A 15,488-nucleotide genomic window follows, 5' to 3' on the forward strand; every position below is an offset into this window, starting at 1 on the left:
ACCCCCGCCCCGGCACGTACGTCGAGAAGCGATGCCAGCTCGCGCGTCCGCGCGGCAGACGGTCCCGAGTTGGCGACCTAGCGTCGACGGCGACATCACAGATCGTGCCCACAGGGGCCCGAAAACCAAGGAGAAGTGCTGCTGTGTCCCGTGTCAAGCTGACCTGGATCGTGCTCATCGTGCTCGTCTGGGCGGCGATGATGTCCTTTGGTGGGGTCGCGGCCGAGACCGTGATGCTCTACCCGAACGTCTTCGGGGACGCCCCCGCCTCGCTGGACCGGGCCCGTGAGTTCCTGGTCGCCGGCGGCCCGAGCGACTACTTCCCGCCGCTGGGCGCCTCGGTCGTCCTGACGAGCCTCGCCGCGACCGCCCTCACGTGGCGCAATCGGCGACTGCGGTGGTACGTCGCCGCCGCCGCGGTGGTCTTCATCGCCTGCGAGTTCCTGTTCTCGGTGGTGTTCTTCTGGCCGCGCAACGAGATCATGTTCGTCGACCCGGTCGGCACGCACTCTCCGGAGTATCTGCGCCAGGTCGCCGAGGAGTTCGTCGCCGGCCACTGGGTACGCCTCGCCGGTGGAGCGGTGACGTCCGCGCTGGCATTCACCGCCCTGCTGCGCTTCGCCCGGGAGACCGCGCCGGTACCGGTCGAGCGATGAGCGCCGGACGTCGTATTCTCGGGTCTCCTGGCCGGCCCTGGTCGGTCAGAGCATCTCGGTGCGGTACTCGGGTGCCAGATCGGCCGCGCGTTGCCGGCGCTCCGCCATCTCGTCGTCGGTGAGCTGCGGCGGCGGTGCGTCCTTGCCGGCAACCTCGTCGCCGACGCGCAGGAAGTATTCGTCCTGGCCTGCCGGGGTGCAGACGCACAGCATGCGGGCGGGTGCGCCGGAGGTGTTGCGGAAATTGTGCGGCGCGTTGGCCGGGATGTTGACTGTGGAACCTGCTCGGGCGAGGTGCTTCTCCCCGCGGAAGGTGAACTCGATCTCGCCTTCGAGAATGGTGAACATTTCCTCGAAGTCGTGCCGGTGGGGCGGCGGTCCTCCGCCGTCGGGGATGCGCATGTCGATGAGGCAGTACTGACCGTTGGTCTGCTTGCCGGTGATCAGCATGGCGTAGGTGCCACCGGCGAGAGAGATGTAGGTGGTTGCGGGGTCGCCGGGGTCGGCCACGGTCAGGGTTCGGCTCGGATCGTCGTCCGGGATGGCCGGGGTGGCGCGCTCGCGGTCGGTCATGCCGCTGTCCTTCCTGCCGTGGTTCTTCCGAGGAGGCGCGCAGCCTTCGACCCGAGGTGATCCTTGGTCTCCGGGCTGCGCGGCCCTGTCCGAATCCTAGAATCACCGTCACCTCTGAGGTGAGCGGACAGCGACGGCCGCGCCGAATTCCGACGGGCGAGAGGATGTTGGCAGCGGTGTTACCGCTGGAGATGGAGCACGGCGGCGATGCGGTCCACCGCCTGCTTCGCCTCGACCAGGCTCGCGCCGGTCTGCTGGCGGTACACGCGTACAGCCTGGATCACCCGGCCGCTCTCCAGGTGCCGGACCACTTCCGACTCCACGGGCGCGACGATGCCGAGGTGATCCATAACCAGGTCGAGCTTGCGCTGCACGGCCGCGAGCTGGGTCGCCGAGCTGCGCTTGTCCTGGAACCAGGCTCCGAGCGCAGCCGCGACCGACCCGATCGTGGCGATGACGAGCAATGTTGGTTCCCACGGACCCATCAGCACATCTAATCAGCGGTGCGCAACCGGGACACTGCGCGCCCCTGGCGGCACAGCGGCCGTGCGCCGCCCGGGACAGGACCCCGGGCGGCGCGGCTCCACCATGGCGAACGTCTAGCGTTACGGCGCTAGTTGCGCGTGCTCCACTGCTGGTTGGCGCCGCCGTGGCAGGCCCAGAGGTGTAGTTGCGTCCCATTGGCCGTGCCGGAGCCGATGGCGTCGAGGCAGAGCCCTGACTGGACGCCGGTGATGGTGCCGTTGGAGTTCACGTTCCACTGCTGGTTCGGTTGGCCGTTGCAGTCCCAGATGAGAACAGCGGTGCCGTTGCTGCTGCCTGCCCCGCTGGCATCCAGGCACTTGTTGCCGTAGACGGTAAGGGTGCGGTTGGCGGTATGGGTCCAGCGCTGGTTGGTGCCACCGTGACAGTCCCAGAGTTGCGGGCGGGCGCCGTTGCTGGTGCTGGAGTTGGGGATGTCGATGCACCGGCCGGACTGGCTACCCGCGATCAGCACGTTCTGCTGGCCCGGAGGCGGGGTCGATGGTGGCGGAGTGGTGGGCGGCACGGTGGAGCCGAACTGGGTGAAGAACCGCCACACCTCCTGCTTGACCCAGCTCCGCGCGCCGCTCTCACAGCCGGCGCACCCGTCCACCGGACCTTGCTGGTGGCCGCCGTCGAACGCGGCCCAGACCACCGGGTATCCGGCCTGGCAGGAGTAGGCGGTGGTGATGTGGGTCCGGCTGCCCGCCGCTGGTTCGGGTGGGTTCTGCGCGGCACAACCGTTGTTGCGGACGAACCTGTCGCGCAGCGACCGCCCGCTCGGGATGTTGTCGTTGATGCCGTGAATCCCCAGGTACGCCACCGGCTGGGTGCCGCCGCTGCATCCGCTGATCGCCCCCGGGGCCGCGATTGCCGCGACCGCGCGGAACACTGTCGGTCGGGAACACGCCAACGAGTAGCTCATCGCGCCGCCGTAGCTGAACCCGACCGAGAAACGTTGCGTGGTGTCGACGCAGAGAGCGTTCTCGATGACGCGGATCATGTCGTCGGTGAAGGTCACGTCCTCGCCGTTGGAGTTGCCCCAGCCGTTGTTGAGGCCCTGCGGGGCGACGAAGATGGTGCTGTTGTTCGCCTGGGAGAGCATGCCGTAGTAGGCCCAGGCGGCTCCGTCGGTTCCACCCGACGCGACCTGGTTGGCGGTGCCGCCAAGCCAGTGGAACCCGAAGGCCAGCCGGTGGGCATAGGTGTTGTTGTAGCTGTCGGGCAGCCGAAGGATGAAGCTGCGGCTCTTCCCGCTGCTCTGGATGGTGTGGGTGCCGCTGTTCAGTCCGGGCGCCTTGCCGCACCCGGCGGTCGCTGCGGCGGCTGCGACGTTCGCGGCGGACGCAGTGGTGCTCAAGCCACCGGCCAGCGCCGCCGCGCCCACGGTCACGACGACTGCCGCCGTCGCGAGAAAACCAAGGATGGGTCTGCGTCTTGTCATGATGGGGCTCCCGCCACTCGGCACGAAATGGTTGGACGAGGTCCGCGGCACCCGGCCGGCTCATGGACACAGGTCCCCGCCACTGGTCCCGCCGCCCACGCAGGACCAGTCGGTCGTCGAATCGATGTGGCCCACGCCGTGCGCGCCCGAGCACCACGTGACCGATCATCTGCGGCGCCGCAGCACCTGGCTCGACGTCGAATCGATTCGCTCCGACGCTAGATTGCACAGTGAAAGATGTCAATGCTCTGTCCGGCAGGTTGCGGCCTGATCAGGTGCTCGTGAGGTCGGCCGCGCCGAAGGAGACCGCGAACCGCTTGCACCAGATGGAGACGCTGCGGAAGTCCCGCGGGTCGACCGAGGCTGGTAGCTCGTACACCTGGTTGCCCTTGTTGCCTTTGAGCTTTGCCAGCTCGACCCATTCGCCGTCGTCGAACACCCGCCAGCCGGCCGTGCCTCGGGTGACCGGTTGGTCCGTCAGCCACACCCGCAGGTCCGGTCCGTTCGACGTCTTCAGGTCCTTCACGACGAGCTGGTGGCGCCCGTTGGCGAGCCGGACGATCTCGGCGCTGCCGGTCGTCTCGTGCTCATGGGTGACGAACTCGCCCGCAGCCAGGATCTCGTTGACCGCAGGGGTGGTGGCCGATGCCGTGGGGGACTGGGGCGTGGGCATTGGCGTCGTGGCGGCCGGTGTCACCCCGGCGGGAGGAAGCGCGTCGTCGACGTACGTGTCGGTGAACAGCTTCCACGGCTGGAACCAGTAGGCGGCCAGGACCGCCACGACGACAACGGTGGCGAGTCCAGCCCACGCCACCGGCGACCGGAAGATCGATGCCCTCATTCCCGGAGCGTACGACCGCCGCGACCGTCGAACTGGCCGCGAACCCTTTCGGATCTCTTACGACTCTTCACGGTTGAGGGCGCAGTCGTCGTCTGAACCCGCCCAGGAGGTTCGCATGCCAGTCGGTTGCTCATGCGGTCTCCGCCTGAAGGGCGGGGCCGAGGAGGAGTCCACCGTCGATGACGTACTCCGAACCCGTGATGAACGAGGCGTCCGATGACGTGAGGAACAGGAGAAGCCGGGTGACGTCGGTCGGTTCCCCAAGCCGGGGGATGGCGAACGGCTCGGGTGAGTAGAAGTCGGCGATCGCCACGGTGGCGCCAGCTGCTGGTTCCTGGATGAAGGGGGTCGCGATCACGCCGGGGTGGATGGTGTTCACACGGATGTGGTCGCGGCCGAGCTCGAGCGCCGCCGTTCGTGTGAGACCACGCACGGCCCATTTGCTGGCGACGTACGGCGCGTAGTGCGCCGTGCCGCCCAGGCCCATCGTCGAGGCGATGTTGACGATCGTTCCCCCTGCCGCGCGGCGCAGAGCGGGGGCGGCGACCTTGATGCCGAGGAAGGTCCCTGTGAGGTTGATGTCGAGGATGCGCGACCACGTGGCCTGGCCCGTGTTCTCGATCGGCGCCGGCGGGTTCTGGACGCCTGCATTGTTGATGAGCACGTTCAGGGCGCCGAAGGTGCTTTCGGCGGCCCGCACAGCGGCGGACCACGAGCTTTCGTCGGTGACGTCGAGGCGGGTGAAGCGAGCACGGGTACCGAGCTCGTCGGCGAGAGCGGCGCCGCGTTCGGCGTCGATGCCGCCGATCACCACGTTCGCTCCCTCCGCGTGAAAGGCCCGTACGTGGCTGGAGCCCTGGCCGCCGGTCCCACCGGTCACGAGCACGGTCTGGTTGTCGAAGCGGTTCATCAGATGTTCCTTCGGTACAGGGGTGACCGACCGGGAACGCCGGCCGATGGTGAGTCGAGCGACTCACCACTGCCCTGACACTAGGTCAGCGGCAGTGGTGAGTCAAGCCACTCACCTCGTATGCTCGGTCCATGAGCAGGGTCGTGACGACGTATCACCAGCGTGTAGCCCAGGAGAAACGCGCGCTGATCGTGACGGCCGCGACGGCACTGTTCCTCGAGTTGGGCTACGACCGGACGTCGCTGGCGCAGATCGCAGAGCGCTCGGGCGTTTCGCGGGCCACCTTGTTCAAGCAGTTTCCGAGCAAGGCTGCCCTGTTCGACGCCATCGTCACCGAGTCCTGGGCAACAGCTGACGAAGAGGAGCCGCCGCCGGCGGGCAACCTCGTCGACGGGCTCAGAACCATCGGTCGCCGCTACGCCGAGCTGTTGAGCCAGCCCCGGATGACCGACCTGTTCCGAATCGTCATCGCCGAGCTGCCGCGATTCCCCGAACTGGCCCACGCGCAGTTCTCGCACGGGAAGATGCCCTACTTCGAGTCCGTACGCGGCTACCTCCTGGCCGAGCACGAGGCGGGAACGGCGCGGGTCGAGGACGTGGAGCTCGCAGCCACCCAGTTCCTGGGCATGATCTCCAACTACGTCTTCTGGCCGACACTCCTCGTGCCGGGCTGGGAGGTGAGCGCCGAACGCGTCGCTCAGGTGGTCGACGAGGCGGTCCGCACCATCGCCGCCCGGTATGCCGCGACTGGACCAGACACGTCCACCACCGACTGACCCCGCCACCCGCAGGCCCAGGCGCGCGACCACACCCTCGTCTGTGAAGAGCCCGACTACCGCGTGATTATCAGCTGCCCGAGTTCCTGGGTGCATCGGGTGAGCGCGACGTAGAGCCCGTTCCAGCCGCGCGGTTCGGCGGCGATGCCCTGAGGGTCGATCAGTAGCGTCGCGTCCCATTCCAGTCCCTTGGACTGGGTCGCGGTGAGCACTGGCACATCACTCAGCACGACCCGGAGTTCGGCGACGCGGTCGGCGGGGGCGATGACGCCGACCATGCCGCCCTGCCATCGTTGCTGGAGCTGTCGCACTGCCTGGGCGGCGGCGCCGGCAAGCTCGGCGGGGGTGATCGTGAGCTCCCAGGGGGCGATGCCGGAGGATCGCACCGCCCGTGGCGGCGCGTTGTGGCTGCCAGCCTTCTTCAGGACCGGTTCGGTGAGGTCCATGACCTCGCGCGGGGTCCGGTAGCAGATGGTCAGTTCCGCGGCGGTCCAGCGGTCTCCGAAAGCAGCCTGCACCGCCTGCGCCCAGCTGGTGTGCCGGTGCGCTGCATCGGCCTGGTCGATGTCGCCCACGGCCGTGATGGAGCGACTGGGGCAGCGCCGCAGGACCATCTGCCATTGCATCTCGGACAGCTCCTGCGCCTCGTCGACGACGACGTGGCCGTACACCCAGCCGCGTTGCCGGCGAGCGTGGTCGGCGACGAACTCGCCCTGTGGTTGCGGGGCGTCGACGTCGCCGAGCAGGTCGGCGAGGGCGTCGAGCAGGGGAATGTCGCTCGATGCCCATGGGGCTGGCTCGGCCGCGACGGCGGTGAGCTCCTCCGGCGACAGTTGCGGGGCGATCCGGGCCAGCAGGGCGCGGTCGCTCAGGAGGTCACCCAGCAGGGTTTCGGCGTCGAGGGTGGGCCACAATGCCTCGACGAACCGGGCGATGGTGGCGTTCTCGGCGATACGAGTATGCAGGTGTTCGATCTCTTCCTCGGAGAGCAGCCCGTCGACGTCGCTGCCCGTGGACGTCCGGAGGGGACGGTGGTCATGTTCCATCCCCTTGTCGACGCGGGCGAGGATGTCCTCGAAGCCCTCCTCCATCTCGTTCATCAGCGTCTCGCGCTGCTCGGCGACGGCGTCGGCGAGGAGGTGGTGCAACTGCTCGGCGAACGCCGCGCGGGCCCGGTGGTAGGGGCGTCCCTGCACCGCCGAGGCGAGCGCCTGCGCCACCGTTGCGGCGTCGATGACGTAGAAATCGCCCTCCCATCGCAGCTTCAGCTCGCGGGGTCGGGGGAGCAGCGACGCGACGTAGCTCTCAAGCGCGGGCTGCCAGAGGGCGCGGCCCTTGATCTCGGCGAGAAGCCGGCTCTCGTCACGGCCCACGCGGATGTCGGCCAGCAGGGTGTCGCAGGTCGCCGAGACGACGGCGGTCTCACCGAGGGCGGGTAGCACCTGGCCGATGTACTGGAGGAAACGCGGCGAGGGGCCGAGGACCAGGACCGCCTGCTCGGCCATCTTTCGGTAGGTGAACAGCAGGTAGGCGACGCGGTGCAGCGCAACCACGGTCTTGCCGGTGCCGGGACCGCCCTGAACGACCAGCGGGCCGGTCGCCCTGGCCCGGACGATGTCGTCCTGTTCGCGTTGCAGCGTGGAGATCGCCGTCGACATGACACCGGTGCGCCGCTGGTCGAGGGCGGCCAGGAGGGCGCCCTCACCGACGAGTTCGGCCGTCATGCTCCCGTCCAGCGGCTCGTCGTCCACCCCGACGACGGTCGACCCGTTCGTGCGTACGTGACGCCGTCGTGCCTGACCCTGGGGGTCGACGGCCGTCGCGGTGTAGAACGGCCGGGCTGCGGGAGCGCGCCAATCCACCAGCAGTGGCTCACTGTCCTCGACGTCGTCGCGGAGACCGACACGGCCCACGTGTCGCACGGTGCCATCAAGGCCGTCGAGGCGACCGAAGACCAGCCCCTCCCGAGCTCGCTGCAGCTCTTCGTACTGCTGACGGAGCATGCGCTGCCGGGCATGTTCCAACGCGTCCAGGGCCTCCGACGAGAGCTCGACCTCCAGGTGCTCGGTCAGCCTGTCGCGCCGGGCCGTGGCCATGTCGAGGAACGCCTGTTCCTCGGCGATGGCAGATTGGCGGGCGACGCCCTCCGGGGTGGAGGTCGGCGGTTCGCCGCCCGGTGTTACTCCGCTGGCATCGGCAGTGCCGTTGTTCACGGCAGAAGTCCGGCGCATTCGCAAATCCTCGTATGGGTGTTCCCCTCGGCCCGGATGAGCCGCAGTGCATTCCGGCGGCAAGCATAGGGAACGTCTATCTCGTCGGCCAGGAACTCCGCCGACCGAGATGGGAGTCTCAATGCCTTGCAGTTCCGGGTCGCTTGTGGCCTCACGCAATCGTGATTTGCTCATTGACGGTTCGGTCGCAATCTGATCTGCGGCTGCATTTCGACCACAGGGCGAAGGCCGTGGCGCCGTTGCCGGCCGTCTCGCTGGCTACGAAGCGGGGTTCTGGCCCTTGTTTGGGGAAGCCGAGACGGTCCCACCGCAGAGCAGGGAAAGCTCGGTCAGGCAAGCGCCGAGCGTCATGATCGATCGCACAGTGTTTTGTTATAGGTTAACCACTAATGGAGACGGTAGGTTTCGATCATGACCGACACGATCGAGATCCGTACCCCCGCCCAGCACGCTGCGGCCGAGCACCTGCGGTTGCTGACAGCCGCCGACCTGGACGCCTGGGCTGCTCTCTTCGCCACCGACGCCACCTTCACCTTCCCCTTCGCCCCGCCCGGCATGGTCACCGAGTTGCACGGGCGCGAAGCCTTGCACGCGCACATGCGTGGTTTCACCGAAACCTTCGATGCACGGCTCGTGGACCTGACCTTCATCGCGACGGCCAGTTCGCAGGTCGCCGTGGCGCGGGGAAAGCTCGACGGGACCGCCCGGCCCACCGGCAAGCGGTTCCAGCAGGACTTCATCGTGGTCGTGCACACCGGCGCCGACGGACTGGTCACCCGGTTCGACGACTACTGGAATCCGCTGGCCGCCGTCGAGGCTCTGACACCGGCCGACGCCTGAGGTCGATCATGGCGGATAGGCTGGTCACATGCCTGCTGCCGGGACAACAGTCAAGAGTGACCAGCGCCGCCAAGGCGTAGTCGACGCCGCGGTGAGCTGCTTCGCACGCAAGGGCTTCTACGGGACGACCACCCATGAGATCGCCGAATGGGCCAGCATCTCTCAGCCGTACCTCTATCGCCTCTTCGCCAACAAGCAGACCATCTTCATCGCCGCCGTCGAGCATGTCGGCGATCTCCTGACGGAGGCCCTGAACGCGGCCGATACGACGGAGCAGGCTCTGCGAGACGCCTACGGCATGATCATTGAGGACGGCGATGTCCTGCGCTTCCTCATGCAAGCCAACTGTGCCACCGACGAGCCGCTCATCCGCGACGCCGTCCGCGCCTGCTACGCCCGACAAGTCGCGGTCGTGTACAAGCTGCTCGACGGTGACGAGGAAGCCGTCCGGCGCTGGTTCGCCGTCGGCATGCTCGCCAACGTCACGACCATGCTGGGTCTTGGCGAAATCGACGAGCCCTGGGCCAGGACACTCGCCAGTACCTGAGTGTGGTCTTCCTCGCCGGGTCTGCGGCCGACCGGAGCGTGCACCCGCTAGCGGCGGCGCCGGGCGTCGGCCTCGGCGTCGAGCAGATCGTTGAGTGTCAGCGCTGAGTTGATCAAAGAAAGATGGCTGAACGCTTGGGGATAGTTGCCAATCTGCTCCCCGGTCGCGGCGATCTCCTCGGCATAGAGGCCGAGGTGGTTGCTGAAAGTGAACATCTTTTCGAACGTGAGGCGGGCGTCGTCCAGGCGGCCGGAACGGGCCAACGCCTCCACGTACCAGAAGGTGCACATGTTGAAGGTGCCCTCGTGGCCGGGGAGACCGTCGGGGGAGTGGACCGGGTCGTACCGGTGCACCAGGCTGTCGGAGACCAGTTCGCGCTCGATCGCGTGCAGGGTCGACTGCCAGAGCGGGTCGCTCGGCGTGACGAAACCGACTGACGGCATGGCGAGCAGCGCCGCGTCCAGCACGGACTCGTCGTACGCCTGCACGAAGGTGCCGCGCTCCCGGTTGTATCCGCGGGCCATGACCTGGTCGTAGATGCGGTTGCGTTGCTTCGTCCAGCAGGTCATGTCCCCCGGGCGGCCGGTGCGCGTGGCCAGCCGGATGGCCCGGTCCAGCGCGACCCAGGACATCACCCGACCGAAGGTGTAGTTGCGGGGGTGGTGGCGGCTCTCCCAGATGCCGGCGTCCGGCTGGTCCCAGTTGTGGCAGAGCCAGTCGACGAGCCGGACGGTGCTCTTCCACACCTGGTGCGAGACGCGGATGCCCTGCTCGTCGGCGAGGTGCATGGCGTAGAGCGCCTCGCCGTGGATGTCGAGCTGGATCTGGTCGGCGGCGCCGTTGCCGATCCGCACCGGCCGCGAGCCGCGGTAGCCCTCCAGATGGTCGAGCACCTCCTCGTGCAGGTCGGAGGAGCCGTCCACCCGGTACATGATCTTCAGGGGATCCTGGTGCTCGCCGGCCTCGCGGATCCGCTCGTCCAGCCAGTTCATGTACCGGCTGACCTCCTCGGTGAAGCCGAGGCCGAGCAACGCGTGCACCGAGAACGACGTGTCACGTACCCAGGTGTAGCGGTAGTCCCAGTTGCGGGTTCCGCCGACCAGCTCGGGCAGCGCGGCGGTGGGGGCGGCGATCATCGCGCCGGTCGGCGCGTACGTCATGAGTTTCAGCGTGATGGCGGAGCGCTCGACCATCTCCCGCCAGCGGCCGGTGTAGCTGGAGCGCTCAAGCCAGCGCCGCCAGTAGTCCCGGGTCCACTCGAACATGCCCTGGACCTCTTCCGGCGAGAAGATGCGCGGCTCGGTGCCGGCCGTCTCCAGGACCACGCCGCCGGTGTCACCCTCGTTGAGCGTGCCGTACGCGATCAGATCGCCGCCCTCGAGGCGGACGTCGCCGTGTTCGGCGAGCAGCCGCCGCACCGGGTCGACCGGGTTGAACGTCATCGTCGCCGACCGGCTGCGGAAGACATAGCCGTTGCGATGGCGTTCCAGCTGATGCTCTTCGCGGGCGTAGTCGAACCGCGGCCGGCACTCCACCCGGAAGCGCATGCTCCCCCGGACCATGTTGACGATGCGGACCAGGCGGTGGGCGTCGGTGGCCCGCTCGCCGGTGACCGGCATGAAGTCCATCACCTCGGCCACCCCGTCGGCGCTGATGAACCGGGTGATCAGGATGGGCGTGCCGGGCAGATAGAGCTGCTTGGTCACGTACCGCGTGTCGTGCGGCGCGATCTGGAAGTAGCCGCCCTTCTCCTTGTCCAGCAGCCCCGCGAAGATGCTGGGCGAGTCGAAGCGCGGCGCGCAGAACCAGTCGACCGTCCCGTCGCACGTCACCAGCGCGGCGGTCTGCAGGTCGCCGATGAGTCCGTGATCCTCGATCGCCGGATAGCTGTCCACGTCTCTCCCCGGTTCGGCTGCGTCCTGCGCATCGAATCTAGGGGGAGAATTGCCGAGTTAGGTGGGATTCGCGTTCAGCCACCCTGTCGCGTACCCCGAGGTGCCTCGACCCCCCAGCCGGCACCTTCGTCCAGGGCCCGCCCTGATCGGGTGGGTCAGGTCGGCTCGGCCGTGGTCGGTAGCACCGCGATCAGGTCGAGCACCTGGGCGGCCTGGTTGGGCCCGAAGGCGTCGGTGAGGATGGCCGTGAATGCCTCGTCACCGAGCCCGGCCCGCAGTTCACGCAGCGCGTTCAGGTCGAGCGCCGCGTTGCTCGACCCGATCTGCCGGTCGATGGACAGTGCCTCGACGATCAGGGGGATGCCCTCCGCGGGGTGGCCCTGCTTGACCCGCAGCTGCCCGATCGCCACCTGGTCCAGTGCCACCTCCTCCCAGTTGCCCTGCTCGCGGTCGATCCGCAGGCAGGTCCGGTAGCACCGCTCGGCCAGGGCCTGGTCGCCGCGCAGGCCGGCCACCCGGCCGAGGTGGAAGGTGCTGTTGGAGACGCCCGACTGGTTCCCCAGCCGTTTTTTGATCGCGATGGAGCGGCGGTAGAACCCGTCCGCGCCGGCGAGGTCCTCCTGCTCCTCGCAGACCCGGCCGAGCTGGTGCAGGACGATGGCCTGGTTGGGCTCGTGGCGCAGCGCGCGGTAGACCTCCAGCGCCTGCTCGTAGCGGGACCGGGCCTCGGCCAGCTGGCGGGTTTCCAGTGCCACCATGCCGAGGTCCTCGTGGCATTTGGCGATCCCCGCCCGGTAGCCGGCGGCGGCGCAGATCGGCAATGCCCGGAGAAGGCACATCCGGGCGGTGCCGAACTCGCCTGCCTGGGCGGCGGCGATGGCGAGCAGGACGTACCCGCTGCCGAGCGGGGTCGGGTGCTCATCGGGAAACCGGAAGCGAAGGTACGCCTCGACCCGCTCGGCCCGGTGGGCCGCCTGCGCCGGGTCGAGGTGTCGGACCAGCAGGTCGGCGAAGGCCGGCGCACCCAGTTCCAGGCGTTGCACGGCCAGCCACTCCAGGGCCGACGGGTGCGGCGGCCCGTCATTCCCGCCCATCACGCTCAGGGTGTGCGGCACCGCCTCGACGACCCGCCCGAGGACGGTCCGGACCTGGCCGAGCAGCTCGTCGCAGCGGCGCAGCAGCGGGTCCTCGCCGAGCGCCGCTACGATCGTCCGGGCGCGGGCGAAGCAGCTCTCGGCGAATTCGAGGTCGCCGAGGTCCCGGGAGAGGTGACCGAGCAGCAAGGTGCACTCCGCGATGCGGCCGTTGCTGCCGACCTCTTCGAAGATCTCCAGGGCGGCCCGGACCCGGGACTCGGCGGTGTCGTACGCGAAGCGTGCGAGGGCGATCCGTCCGAGCATCACCAGCCCGCTGCCCTGCTCGACCCGGACGCCCATCCGGGCGTAGGTGGCGATCGACACCTGGATGCACTGCTCCGCCTTTACGAGGTCCCGGGCTTCGAAGGCGAGCATGCCGATCTGGTGGTGGCTCGCGGCGATCCCGTCCAGGTCGTCGAGTTCCCGGGCGATCGCCAACTCTTCCAGGTAACGCGCCATGGCCAACTCGACGTCGCCGTTGCCCCGGGCGATGCCGGCGAGCTGGTGCAGGGTTCTGGAGACAGCCCCGCGGTCGCCGAGCCGACTCAAAATCGTCAACGCCTCCTGGTACAGCCGGTCCGCTGTCGCCCGGTCGCCCCGGTTGTCGGCGACCAGGCCCAACTGGTGCAGGAGCTTGCCGACTCCGCTGTCGTCACCGAGGTCCCGATAGACGGCCAGCGCCGACTGGTAGCGCTCCGTCGCCTGCGGGTACTCGCCCCGGTTGAGGTGCACGTCGCCCAGTCCCTTGAGGAAGCTCGCCGCGAGCGCCGAGCCGGGCGGTGCCATCGGCAGGAGCTCCCGCCAGATCTTCTCCTCCCAGGCCCAGTGCCCGGCCGCGTGCAGCACCTGGCAGGCCAGCTCGGAGTAGGTGATGGCCTGCTCGGTGTCACCCGCCGCCAGGTGGTGGTACCGCGCCTCGACGATCTGCCGGATGAAGGTGTGCTGGTCTGCGGCGTTTCGGGCCCGCCAGCCCCAGTAGCGGCCCGCCCGGCGGTGTGACTCGGTGACCGCATCGCGGCCGGCGATGCGCAGCAGGCTCGTCGCCGTCCACCGGTGCACCAGGTGGCCATCGGTCACGGGAGCCAGCAGCCCCAGGTGCGACAGGGGCGTGATCGCTTCGTCCAGCCCCGCCGACTCCGGCGGCGGGTCGTCGCCGTTCGCCGGGTCGGCGAGTTGCCAGGAGAGCCCGGTCCGGTCCACCGGGGTGCGGTAAACCGCCGCGCCGAGCAGCAACCGGCGGGCCGCCGGGACGGCCTCCAGGTGAGCGAGCAGCCGGGGCAACAGCACGTCCTCGGCGGCCAGTGCGCCGGCCTCGGCCAGCGGCGTGCCGACGCCGGTCGCCCTGGCGTCGTCGCTGCCGCCGACTGCCGCCAGTCGACTGGCCACCTCGCCGGCTCGGGCGGTGCCGTCGCGCAGCAGACCGTCGAGGTATTCCAGCGCGCGCGGGTGGCCGCCCAGCCGGTGCCACATTCTCTGCTGTTCCGCCGGAGCCAGCCGGCCGACGCCCGGTAGCCGCCAGAGCAACTTGCGGGTCTCCTGCCAGGAGAGCGGGCCAAGGTGGTAGGGCTCGATGCCGGCGACCGGGAACGGGTGCCGGCTGGTCACGACCAGCTCGTGCCGGGTCGCCCAGTCGGCGAGGAACGCGGCCAGGTCCCCGTCGGCCAACTGGTGCTCGGCGTCCAGGGCGTCCTCGGCGTTGTCGAGGACGAGCAGCAGCGGCGTGCCGCCGGTGCCACTCGCCGCGAGCCGTCGACGCCAGTCCTGGCCGGGCTCGGCGAGGGCGACGAGGAGTTGTCGCAGCGGGTCGTCCGGTGCGGTCGCCGGCCGGGCGCATCGGATCTCCACCTGGCGGCGGAGCTCGTCGAGGATCCCGTCGACAATGGCGTCGCCGCTGGTCGCCACGACGATGCCGCCCGCGTCGGCAAACCGCTGCGCGAGTTCGGCGGCGAGGCTCGTCTTGCCGATTCCGCCGATGCCGTGCACGAGGACCCGCAGCTTGCCCCGGGACAGCCGGCGCAGGATCTCCCGCCGGCCCACGAAGTCCGTCGGCGCGCGTACCACGCCCTCCCCGACGACCGACTGGCCCGGCGGCCCGGCGACGGCCCCGCCGTCCCGCCCGCCGGCCAACCGCAGCGCGGGGTCGGCCAGGAACAGCGTCGGCATCCACCACTCGGCGGAGGTCGGCGCCAGCTCTCGGCGGACGGCGGAGACCTCCGCCAGGAGTTCCGGCTCGCCCCGGGCGGCCAACCGCTGGTAGAGCCGGGCGCAGAACTCGATGGTGTACGCGTCGCTGACCGTTCCGTTCATTGCCAGGACCGCCGGCGCGCCCTGGGCCAGCAATGCGCCGGCCAGCCCGGGCAGCTCCCGCTGACCCCGGCGGGCGGTCGAGCAGCCGGCGAGCACGATCAACGGTACGGTCCTGCCCGGCGGCAGCACCTCGGTCAGGAACCGCGCGGCGTCCACCCGGTCCTCCGCGCCGGTGGGGGTTTCCAGCAGCAGTGCGCCGGGACGCGCGTGGCAGGAGACGTGCAGGATGTGGAACGGCTCCTCGGCGAGAGCGGCGCGGATCGCGGCCGCGCTGCCCCACTCCAGGACTCGCACCCGCACTCCGTGGCGGTGCCCGGGTTCCACCGCGCCGAGGATCCGCCCGAGTTCTCGCTCGTGGTCCAGCAGCGGCTGGGTGGAGTCGTCCGGGCTTGCGATCGCCGCCAGCATCCGCAGCGGGCCGTCCACCCGGGCGGCGGGCACCGCAGCCCGGGGGCCGGTCCGGCACACGTCGACGTCGGGGCGCAGCGCCAGCGGCAGGCCCTCGCCGGGCGGCACCAGGGTTTCCCACGGCAGGTCGGCCAGCGCCGGATCAGTGACCTCGATGCCAAGGCGGTGTCGGCCGGGCCGGGCCAGCTCCGCGCGTAGGGCCGCGCCGGGAGCGCCGAGGAAGCGGTGGCCGAGCGCGGCGCCGACCTCGTACGACAGCTCCACCGAGGGGTCGCCGCGTAGCCGCCAGAGCAGGTCGGCGGTGCGTTGGTCGGCCCGGCCCACCGGGTGCCGCCACCGTTCACCCCGGGCAGCCATGACCACGTCGGTCGCGCTGACGGTCAACCGGATCACAGACGCTCC

Annotated in this window: 12 protein-coding genes; 4 read left to right on the forward strand and 8 right to left on the reverse strand. The window is 69.5% G+C overall.

All coding sequences use genetic code 11. The annotated features are described in order from the left end of the window. The first annotated feature begins 143 nt into the window (after window positions 1-143). Window positions 144-656 carry a DUF1772 domain-containing protein gene (locus CLT68_RS18610; protein WP_486482227.1) on the forward strand — a complete coding sequence of 171 codons (513 nt, stop codon included), beginning with the start codon at window positions 144-146 and terminating at the stop codon, window positions 654-656. Window positions 657-701: 45 nt separating this feature from the next. Here CLT68_RS18610 and CLT68_RS18615 read toward each other — a convergent pair whose 3' ends face one another. The 5 genes from CLT68_RS18615 to CLT68_RS18635 all read right to left on the reverse strand — a co-directional run bounded on the left by CLT68_RS18615 (window position 702) and on the right by CLT68_RS18635 (window position 4,946). Next, window positions 702-1,229, reverse strand: coding sequence for a cupin domain-containing protein (locus CLT68_RS18615; RefSeq protein WP_099852412.1), 528 nt, complete (start codon window positions 1,227-1,229; stop codon window positions 702-704). A 179-nt stretch (window positions 1,230-1,408) separates the two neighbouring features. Continuing rightward, on the reverse strand, window positions 1,409-1,693 hold the full coding sequence (locus CLT68_RS18620) for a hypothetical protein (RefSeq protein WP_099857327.1): 285 nt from the start codon (window positions 1,691-1,693) through the stop codon (window positions 1,409-1,411). A gap of 149 nt (window positions 1,694-1,842) precedes the next feature. Further along, window positions 1,843-3,195 (reverse strand): ricin-type beta-trefoil lectin domain protein, encoded by a 1,353-nt coding sequence (locus CLT68_RS18625; protein ID WP_099852413.1) that lies wholly within the window; start codon window positions 3,193-3,195, stop codon window positions 1,843-1,845. A 271-nt stretch (window positions 3,196-3,466) separates the two neighbouring features. Then, on the reverse strand, window positions 3,467-4,036 hold the full coding sequence (locus tag CLT68_RS18630) for a DM13 domain-containing protein (RefSeq protein ID WP_099852415.1): 570 nt from the start codon (window positions 4,034-4,036) through the stop codon (window positions 3,467-3,469). A gap of 130 nt (window positions 4,037-4,166) precedes the next feature. After that, entirely contained in the window at window positions 4,167-4,946 is a 780-nt protein-coding gene (locus CLT68_RS18635) for a glucose 1-dehydrogenase (RefSeq protein WP_099852417.1), read from the reverse strand. A 131-nt stretch (window positions 4,947-5,077) separates the two neighbouring features. Here CLT68_RS18635 and CLT68_RS18640 point away from each other — a divergent pair, with 131 nt between their 5' ends. Beyond that, window positions 5,078-5,722: a TetR/AcrR family transcriptional regulator gene (locus tag CLT68_RS18640; RefSeq protein ID WP_088947668.1), complete on the forward strand. Its 645-nt coding sequence runs from the start codon at window positions 5,078-5,080 to the stop codon at window positions 5,720-5,722. Window positions 5,723-5,778: 56 nt separating this feature from the next. Here CLT68_RS18640 and CLT68_RS18645 read toward each other — a convergent pair whose 3' ends face one another. Beyond that, window positions 5,779-7,953 carry a UvrD-helicase domain-containing protein gene (locus tag CLT68_RS18645; RefSeq protein ID WP_099852418.1) on the reverse strand — a complete coding sequence of 725 codons (2,175 nt, stop codon included), beginning with the start codon at window positions 7,951-7,953 and terminating at the stop codon, window positions 5,779-5,781. 411 nt (window positions 7,954-8,364) lie between these two features. Here CLT68_RS18645 and CLT68_RS18650 point away from each other — a divergent pair, with 411 nt between their 5' ends. Both CLT68_RS18650 and CLT68_RS18655 read left to right on the forward strand, forming a co-directional pair. After that, window positions 8,365-8,793 carry a nuclear transport factor 2 family protein gene (locus CLT68_RS18650; RefSeq protein WP_099852420.1) on the forward strand — a complete coding sequence of 143 codons (429 nt, stop codon included), beginning with the start codon at window positions 8,365-8,367 and terminating at the stop codon, window positions 8,791-8,793. Window positions 8,794-8,821: 28 nt separating this feature from the next. Then, the gene (locus CLT68_RS18655) at window positions 8,822-9,340 is read left to right on the forward strand and encodes a TetR/AcrR family transcriptional regulator (protein ID WP_099852422.1); all 519 of its coding nucleotides are present in this window, start codon (window positions 8,822-8,824) and stop codon (window positions 9,338-9,340) included. Window positions 9,341-9,387: 47 nt separating this feature from the next. On the opposite strand, the gene CLT68_RS18660 is transcribed toward CLT68_RS18655, so the two are convergent. Continuing rightward, window positions 9,388-11,235: a glycoside hydrolase family 15 protein gene (locus CLT68_RS18660; RefSeq protein WP_099852424.1), complete on the reverse strand. Its 1,848-nt coding sequence runs from the start codon at window positions 11,233-11,235 to the stop codon at window positions 9,388-9,390. Between the two features lie 155 nt (window positions 11,236-11,390). Next, the gene (locus CLT68_RS18665; protein ID WP_099852425.1) at window positions 11,391-15,479 is read right to left on the reverse strand and encodes a tetratricopeptide repeat protein; all 4,089 of its coding nucleotides are present in this window, start codon (window positions 15,477-15,479) and stop codon (window positions 11,391-11,393) included. Window positions 15,480-15,488 lie beyond the last annotated feature (9 nt).

The organism is Micromonospora sp. CNZ299 (assembly GCF_002754415.1).

Excerpts from the sequence above, each read along its gene's own strand:
- CLT68_RS18650 (WP_099852420.1), top strand. The coding sequence starts at position 8,365 with ATGACCGACACGATCGAGATCCGTACCCCCGCCCAGCACGCTGCGGCC.
- CLT68_RS18635 (WP_099852417.1), bottom strand. The coding sequence starts at position 4,946 with ATGAACCGCTTCGACAACCAGACCGTGCTCGTGACCGGTGGGACCGGC.
- CLT68_RS18630 (WP_099852415.1), bottom strand. The coding sequence starts at position 4,036 with ATGAGGGCATCGATCTTCCGGTCGCCGGTGGCGTGGGCTGGACTCGCC.
- CLT68_RS18645 (WP_099852418.1), bottom strand. The coding sequence starts at position 7,953 with ATGCGCCGGACTTCTGCCGTGAACAACGGCACTGCCGATGCCAGCGGA.
- CLT68_RS18640 (WP_088947668.1), top strand. The coding sequence starts at position 5,078 with ATGAGCAGGGTCGTGACGACGTATCACCAGCGTGTAGCCCAGGAGAAA.
- CLT68_RS18615 (WP_099852412.1), bottom strand. The coding sequence starts at position 1,229 with ATGACCGACCGCGAGCGCGCCACCCCGGCCATCCCGGACGACGATCCG.
- CLT68_RS18625 (WP_099852413.1), bottom strand. The coding sequence starts at position 3,195 with ATGACAAGACGCAGACCCATCCTTGGTTTTCTCGCGACGGCGGCAGTC.
- CLT68_RS18655 (WP_099852422.1), top strand. The coding sequence starts at position 8,822 with ATGCCTGCTGCCGGGACAACAGTCAAGAGTGACCAGCGCCGCCAAGGC.